Origin of the sequence: Prevotella sp. TF12-30, assembly GCF_003436715.1 — a bacterium.
Lineage (GTDB): Bacteria > Bacteroidota > Bacteroidia > Bacteroidales > Bacteroidaceae > Prevotella > Prevotella copri_A.
This window is the reverse complement of record NZ_QSQJ01000039.1, coordinates 1-8,617: the sequence shown is the minus strand read 5'-3', so window position 1 is coordinate 8,617 and position 8,617 is coordinate 1. Positions and strand designations below refer to the sequence as shown.

The following is an 8,617-nucleotide window of genomic DNA, read 5'->3' as shown; positions in this document are numbered from 1 at the left end:
AATTCCCTTAAAGGAAGAATTATTTTTCCTTAAGGGTAGAAACAATTTTCCTTAAGGGTAGAAACAATTTTCCTTAAGGGTAGAAACTAATTCGACCTGTACGGTTGAAATTACCCAATACGCCCTGAAAGGGCAGAAGCTCTTAGCCCAGGGCATCGCCCTGGGTAATTATGAACGCACCCCCGACGCCCTGTAAGGGCAAAAGCTTTAAAGAATAAGGCTATCTCTTAAATCCTTGAAATCACGAAACTGTAAGGAATCTATTCAAGAACCCTTACAATTCCCCCTTCATTCTACCTAGAAACTATGATTTTATTACCTTTTGCAAGTTTTATGAGTTAAAAATCTATTAAAACGTCACGTATTTCAAGAAAAAGCTATACTTTTGCAACCGGAAATAGATATCAGGAAAGAATTATCCAAAATAAACAACAATATAAAAGAAATAAATACATCAAATGAAAAAGTTTAGAGCAGCCGTAGTAGGTTACGGCAACATCGGTAAGTTTACAGTAGAGGCTCTCGAAGCCGCTCCAGATTTCGAGATCGCAGGTATCGTTCGTCGCCAGGGTGCTAAGGACAAACCAGCAGAGTTGGCTAACTATGAGGTAGTAGATGACATCACCAAGTTGAAGGATGTGGATGTTGCTATCCTCGCTACTCCTACCCGTTCTTGCCCTGAGTATGCAGAGAAGATCGTTGCACTCGGCATCAACACCGTAGATAGCTTCGATATCCATACAGGTATTCTTGATTACCGCACCAAGCAGATGGAGAACTGCAAGAAGGCTGGCAAGGTGAGCGTTATTTCTGCCGGTTGGGATCCAGGTTCAGACTCTATCGTACGTGTATTGATGGAAAGTCTGGCTCCAAAGGGATTGACCTATACCAACTTCGGTCCTGGTATGAGCATGGGACACTCTGTTTGCGTTCGTAGCAAGAAGGGTGTCAAGGAAGCGCTCTCTGTTACAATCCCATTGGGCGAGGGTATCCACCGCCGCATGGTATATGTAGAGTTGGAGGAAGGTGCCAAGCTTGAGGATGTTACTGCAGAGATCAAGGCAGATCCATACTTCGCTCACGACGAGACTCACGTATTCGCCGTAGCATCTGTAGATGATGTAAAGGATATGGGTCATGGTGTGAACCTTGTTCGCAAGGGTGTATCTGGCAAGACTCAGAACCAGCGCTTCGAGTTCAACATGAGCATCAACAACCCTGCCCTCACAGCTCAGGTATTGGTTAACGTGGCTCGCGCTTCATTCCGTCTCCAGCCAGGTTGCTACACCATGCCAGAGATTCCTGTCATCGACATGTTGCCAGGTACCCGTGAAGAAGTCGTTGCAACACTCGTGTAAGACTTTGAACTTTGAGGTTTGAACATTGAACTTTATGATTAGTTTAACTGGTTCAGATTCAAAGTTAAGCCAATAATAAAGGCTCGCAAGAAATTTCGATTTCCTGCGAGCCTTTTCCATTCAACTAAAACCACTTATAATAACCCTGTCATATACAATGGCAAATAAGTAATCCCCTCCTCTACTTTCAAATCAGCCGTATGCAAAACATACGGAGTGGCCAGATAACTATCATATTTAGCGATGCACTTTTTAAGAGAAGTGAGCGTGTATCTATTAGTTGACTTCACTTCTATCGGTGAAATATTATGCTTTGACGTTATTGTATCTTTGGCTATCAGGAAATCCAGTTCCATCCTTTCTTTGGCATCATCCTTACTATATTTGGAAAAGAAATACAGCTTATGCCCTGCCGAACGTAACATCTGAGCAACAATATTCTCAACTATCATTCCGCCATTGAACTCCAGTTTATCTACCAGAAGCTTGTTATATAAGTTTTCAGATACTATCGTATTTTCATTGAAAGCATGACTGATGAGCAAACCCGTATCAGCCATATAGCATTTCAATGTCGTATCATCGGTATTCATTCCAAGACCGATGCTTGGCTCTGTCGTATTATAGGCCATATTGACTATCATGGCATCTGCCAGCCAAAAGAAAGCCGTTTCATAATCCCGCATTCTCGCCCCTTCTGTAAGTGCTTTCAACATAAATTTCTTCTCATGTTTTTGAAGTTGAGAAGGAATTGTATCAAAAATCTGGGTAACTTTAAATACATAAGTTGAAGCATACTTTTGAATATCATTACGATATAAGGTAAGAATTTGTCGCTTCACACGATCCACCTTATTGAAATCTCGAGTTTCTACAAATTTAGCTACAGCCTGTGGCATTCCTCCAACAATAAGATACTGTCTGAAATAGTCCATTGCCATGCGATGCATCATCTGTCCCATCTCATGCTTTTTCTGAAAGTTCATTCGTATAAGCGGCATCAAGGTTTCATTGTTCAATGCCCACAAGAACTCCTCGAAATCCATAGGATACATCAATATTTCTTCCTCCTCAGAAGGAATCATAATATCCTCAACGTTCTTTTTGATAGAAACAAGCGAACCAGTCTCGATATAATCGTAGCGTCCATCTTCAACCAGATACTTGATAGCAGTACGAGCCCGAGGATACAATTGCACTTCATCAAAGATAATAACCGATTCTCTTGGATATAGAGGTGTATTGGTGAAACTGCTCAAATACATAAAGAATGTATCCAAGTCATCCAGGTAGGTTTCGAACAAGGATTTTATGTTCTTTCCTATCTTATTGAAGTCAAGCAAAATATAACTCTTGTATTCTTCTTGAGCGAATTCCTTTACGATATAGCTCTTTCCTACTCGGCGGGCACCATTGATGAGAACAGCACTTTCTCCGTTCTGTTCTTCCTTCCATTTCTTGAGTTGATCATATACTTTTCTTCTCATAATTTACACCTATCCTAGATTAATTATATCGGATAAATACACCTATCCGCGATTAATATTTTCCGTTTCTTACACCTATCCGCGATTATCGGATAGCACAAATACACACCTATCCGCGATTATCGGATGGTGCAAATATACACATATCCGCGATTATCTCCAAGGAAAAGCCAGTTTTTTAATATTTCTTAATCTTAAAAGGCTCGCAAGAAATCGAAACTTCTTGCGAGCCTTTTTAGTATCTTATGCCTTGAGCTTTTTATTTCAAGACATAAGCAGAATGAATATGTTCACACGCTTTACTCTACTGTAGTTGCACCCTGACCAGCAATCAATGGCCAACCTGGGTTCTGGTAAACTACAGATGTGGTAAGATCGGTCTGATCACCAGCTGCTGTCTGACGGAATACGCTCTGTGCGATAGGAGACAGATAGTGAGCAGGTGTAAAGTGATAACCATCAAATACCTGGTTGTTAATCTTGGAAATCTGGTATGGACGGATATAGTCGCCACTAATGGTCTTATCACTCATATTACCCTTACCTCCTTCAACATCTACGATAGCGAGGTTGGTTGTACCATCGAGCCATTTGCCCTCGTAAACAGTACCCCAGTACTTCATACCTTCAATCTGGTAACCGTTTACCTGGTCGCAAGCACGCCAGCGGATCAAGTCCTCCCAGCGGGAAGCCTCACCAATGAACTCATCACGACGCTCACGACGGATGTTGTAAGTAGTAGCATCAACCAACTGACCATGAGAGTAAGCACCGAAGTCCCACTTAGCCTCCTCCTGCATGTTGGTAGCTGCGATAGTCTTGTTGTAATCAGGATCTACCTTGGCACGGATGCGGAGAGCACGCCAGTACTTATCAGCTGTAGCGTCTATAGTATGGTTCTTCAACCAGGAAGCCTCCATATAGTTGAGGAGAGCCTCTGTGCCACGGAATACGATGCTACCACTCTCGCCGTAGTCGTGATTGAGTCCCTGCTGGGAATCATAGTTTTTACCCTTCTTTACTGCGAAACCTGTCACCATACGAGTCTCGTTGTTGCCCTTTACTGTCCATGAGAGGTCGGTTGGAACAGCACCCTCACTGGTGTAGTTCTCGATAGATCCATCCATCTTGGTGAAGAGCTGGATGCGAGAATCGCGATTCTGCAAGGTAGCCTTCACACCCTGGTTTTCCCAAGTTGGGTCGTAGCCTGAGCCGGCAGCGTAGATAGGCAAACCATTGCGCATGAGGAATGAGTTGACGAGGCCACGTGTCCAACCTGTACCACCGCCGTTGCGCTGCAACTGCATCTGCACGTTGTGGGTAACGTTAGCCTTTGCCTTATCAAAAGCACGATACATTAAAACCTCGCTATAGCCGCTCATATCCTTATCACAGAACATGGTGAAGTAAGGATTGAGACTTTTCAAACTTGCATCCTGTCCCTCTGGAGCATCCGTATTCTCTACAAGGTTGCCAACGAGCTTATCACCCAATTCCTTAGAAGACTTCATAGCCTCATCGAGGAAGTGATTGATGGAAGAATCGATGTCAAAGCCCTGGATATCCTCAGCCTTGCCTGGCCATCCTGGACCACCTGGCACAAACGCAGTACCCTTGTGATACTTCTCCCATGTAGCCTCGAAGAGGGCTGCACGTGAACGGAGCAGAAGGGCTGCATCGCGAGAGATGCGGTTCTTGCCACCAGGAGCTGATTCCTGCAGAAGACCGAGTGCCTTGTCAAGGTCGTCGAGAATCTGCTGAGCTACCTTATAACGTGGCTGGCGCTTGGAAGACGCAACGAGAGTTTCCTTGTCATCAGGAAGCGCATTGAGCACGATAGGGAAATCACCCAAAGACTGCAACTTGTCCAAATAAAGGTAAGCACGGAGGAAGTATGCCTCACCAATGTAGTGGCGTACCTGAGCCTCAGCACCACTAATCTGCTTAGCCTCGAATTTTGGCAGTACCTGATCCAGGAAATAGTTCACCGAGCGGATATTACCGAAATCCCAAGCACCACCACTCTGACCTACTTTCCAGTTTCCAGGAACCCAACGGCTAGAATAACCGGTTCCCGCCTGGTTATCGGTATTGTTATCATAAGCAAAGGTACTCATACCATAGCTACCAGGACCAATACTTGTCAATACACCATAGAGATTCACGGTGTAGGCAGCCAGGTCGTCGGCGCTAGTAAAGAAAGACACAGGTGTCACGTTGCTTTCAGGCTCCTTGTCAAGATAGTCATTGCAACTTGTCAGACCGAGCGTCGCGCCCAATAAGAGCATTGAAATATATTTAATTTTCATAAATTGTTTCCTTTCTATAATCTAAATGATAAGTTAGAATGTTACACTAAGACCGAATGAGAATGTCTTTGACAATGGATATGTCTTACCAATCTCACCGCCATAACCTGCTCCGATCAGCTCTGGATCACCAGCCTCTGTGAAGTTAGTGATGGTGAAGAGGTTCTCACCAGATACGAAGAAGCGAAGATTCTCAATATAAGCCTTGCTTGTGATAGACTTTGGCAAGGTGTAACCGATGGTGAGGTTCTTCAAACGGCCATAAGCAGCATTCTGCAAATAGCGGGTCTGAGTCTGGGTATTACGACCACCACCCCAGTCTGCACGTGGGTAGTATGCTCCCTTGTTATCCTCACGCCAGTAGTCCTCGTGGAACTTGAAACCAGTAGCCTGCCACTTACCAGTACCGATAGCACCCCAGAATACGGCACCACCTGCTGCGTAATCACGCTTGAGGGTTCCCTGGAAGAACACCTTGATATCAAAGCCCTTCCAAGCTGCATCGAGGTTCAAACCGAAGTTATAGCGAGGAGTAGAGTTACCGATGATGCGGCGGTCGCCAGATTTGTCGGCTGTACCCTCACCACCATTGATCTTGCCGTCGCCATCGAGGTCTTTATACATGATGTCACCAGCAGTCCAGCCACTTCCGAGTGCGCTCTGGTCAACCTTTGCGAGGTGCTTGTCCATCTCTTCCTGACTCTGTGCGATACCGATTGTGGTATAACCCCAGATGTCTCCGAGCTTAGCACCAGCATAGTATGAACCGAGTTTCTTAGATGGGTTAGGATATTTATCGATGACCACCTGGTTATCACTCAATACGAGAGATGCACCATAGCTTACCTCACCGATTACGTCACGCCAGCCAATCTGGAGATCCCAACCCTTAGATGTCATATCAAGGTTGTTCACCTTTGGAGGATTGGCACCGAGGATAACAGGCAACTCAGGAGCAGGACCTACCATGTCGAATGTCTTGCGCTGATAGTAGCCGAACGATCCGGTGAGGCGGTTATTGAAAGCACCCCAGTCGAGACCGATTTCCCATGTACGGCTCTTCTCCCATGTAAGAGTAGAAGATACGAGACCTGGCTGTGAAGCGGTATTTGGCTTAGCGCCATTGATCAACCAGTTGCCACCCTGAGAAGAGAAGCCGATGGTTGGATAGAAAGGATACCAGTTGTCAGTATTCTGGTTACCCAACTGACCCCAAGAAGCACGGAGCTTCAATGTGTTTACGTAATCAGTCAATGGCTCCCAGAACTTCTCACGGGCAATGTTCCAACCTGCAGAGAATGATGGGAAGAAGTTCCAGCGGTTCTCGCGGAGGAAACGTGAAGATCCATCATAACGGAGGTTAGCCTCGAAGAGGTAACGGCCTGCGAAGTCGTAGTTGATACGACCGAAGAAGCCGGCTGTTGTCCATGAGTTATAAGCACCACCTACACTTGGCTTGGTGGTTGTTGTATCAAGAGTAGGAAGACCAGACATGATACCGTTCTGCTGTGCCTTCATATTACGCTGGCGGAACCATTCACTCTGGAAACCACCCATCACCTTCATATTATGCTCGCCAAATGAACGGCTATACTCTGCAAAGAGGTTAGGGTTGAAATAGTTCGACTTGAATGAATACTCATACACGCTTGATGTTGCGTTGGTATCTACATAAGGATTGTTGTCGCAGTCGTAAGCGTATGTGGTCTGCCAGTCACGGTGGTTGAACTGGGTAACAATACGGTAGTTCAGCTCAGCATTCAGAGTCAGTCCCTTTACAGGAGTTGCAACAAAAGAAAGCTGCTGTGCGAGACGGTCTGCCTGATTCTTGGCACGGCCACCATTCTGAAGACGTCCGATATAAGACTCTGGCAACCAGTTGCCATTAGGATCGGTAGTTGGTATAATAGGCCAGTAACGGCACATGTTATGGAAGAACACATCTGTACCATTGATCAAATCACCAGGAGAATCGAAGTCCTGACGTGAGAAACGGGTATTGTAGGTCATACGCAACCAGTTGGTTATCTGTGCATTGATCTTACCGGTCATAGTATAGCGCTGCATGCTATCATCGCCATGACGGAGAAGACCACCACGGTTGAGATAGTTACCTGATACATAGTACTGCAAACGATCATCACCACCATTGATACTCAAGGTATGCTCCTGAGAGAAGCTGGTACCAAACTGCTCCTTGAGCCAGTCAGTATTACCAAGAGGCAAGAGTGGCGTATTATCCCAAACCTCCCAACGGTTGTTGCTGTTCTTGAACATCTTCTGCATGGTAGGATCGCTCTGAGCCTTCTTGATCTGCTCGAGCTTCTCATCTGTAAACCAGACACCTGCACCGCTACCAACAGATGCATCGTTCATGTACTTAGCCCATGTGTAAGAGTCCATCATCTCCGGCATGTTGAGTGGAGAATCGAAACGGAATGAGTTGTTGTAGTTAATAGAAGTCTTACCCTTCTTACCACTCTTGGTAGTAATAAGGATTACACCACCGGCAGCACGTGAACCGTAGATGGAAGAAGCAGAAGCATCCTTCAATACAGAAATGTTCTCGATGTCCTGTGGGTTGAGTGCGTTCATATCGCCCTCCATGCCGTCGATGAGCACGAGTGGAGATACAGAAGAACCGGCACCGATAGTACCTGTACCACGGATGTTAAAAGACTTGGTTGAATTAAGAGTACCACCACTGCTTGGTGTAGAGAAGTTCATACCGGCTACTGCACCCTGAAGAGCGTCAACTACAGAGTTGACTGGGCGAGCACCGAGGGTCTTGGAATCAACGGTAGAAACGGCACCAGTGAGGTTTACCTTCTTCTGAGTACCGAAACCGACAACAACGACCTCGTTCAGAGTCTTGCTGTCTTCCTGCATGGTTACATTGATGGCACCACCCTTCCATACCATCTCCACTGGCTCGAAACCAATGTAGCTGATACAGATAGTTGCACCATGCTGCACGTCTGAAAGCATAAACTTACCATCAATATCTGTGATGGTTCCACCCTGCTTTCCTTTAACTGTAACTGTAGCACCAATTACTGGCTCACCTGTAGGGTCAATAATGGTACCAGTGCATTGTCCGTTCTTGGACTGATTAGTTTCCTGGATACGAGTCACCCCCCCATATGCGTGAGTAGGAGTCATACCAAGAGCCATAATCATAGTACTTACTGTGAATAGTTGTCTAATCATAAGATATAGTTTAAAAAATGTTATTTGGTCCAATCATTTAATTCAGCCGATGTTATTCGGCTTACTTATTGAAGTTAGCCAATGTTATTTAATCCTTATTAATTTAAGTTAGCCGCTGCAAAGATATATTAAATTTTAATACGAACTGGTTTTTAATGAAACAAAATTCATTATTTTAAGACTTTTTAAGCAAAAAGTAGAAAAACATTCCCAAAAAAGAGGGTGTGTCATAAGTCTATGGCGCACCCTCTTT

4 protein-coding genes are annotated in these 8,617 nt (G+C 45.1%); 1 reads left to right on the top strand and 3 read right to left on the bottom strand.

The genetic code is table 11. The features are described 5' to 3' along the window. Positions 1–458 precede the first annotated feature (458 nt). On the top strand, positions 459–1,358 hold the full coding sequence (locus DXD25_RS12860; RefSeq protein ID WP_117663855.1) for a diaminopimelate dehydrogenase: 900 nt from the start codon (positions 459–461) through the stop codon (positions 1,356–1,358). A gap of 134 nt (positions 1,359–1,492) precedes the next feature. Here the strand turns inward: DXD25_RS12860 and DXD25_RS12855 are convergent, their stop codons facing one another. From DXD25_RS12855 to DXD25_RS12845, 3 genes are all read right to left on the bottom strand, one after another. Beyond that, positions 1,493–2,845 carry an ATP-binding protein gene (locus DXD25_RS12855; protein WP_117663854.1) on the bottom strand — a complete coding sequence of 451 codons (1,353 nt, stop codon included), beginning with the start codon at positions 2,843–2,845 and terminating at the stop codon, positions 1,493–1,495. A gap of 299 nt (positions 2,846–3,144) precedes the next feature. Then, positions 3,145–5,154, bottom strand: a complete 2,010-nt coding sequence (locus DXD25_RS12850; RefSeq protein WP_117663853.1) for a RagB/SusD family nutrient uptake outer membrane protein — start codon at positions 5,152–5,154, stop codon at positions 3,145–3,147. Between the two features lie 33 nt (positions 5,155–5,187). Next, positions 5,188–8,364, bottom strand: a complete 3,177-nt coding sequence (locus DXD25_RS12845) for a TonB-dependent receptor (protein ID WP_117663852.1) — start codon at positions 8,362–8,364, stop codon at positions 5,188–5,190. Positions 8,365–8,617 lie beyond the last annotated feature (253 nt).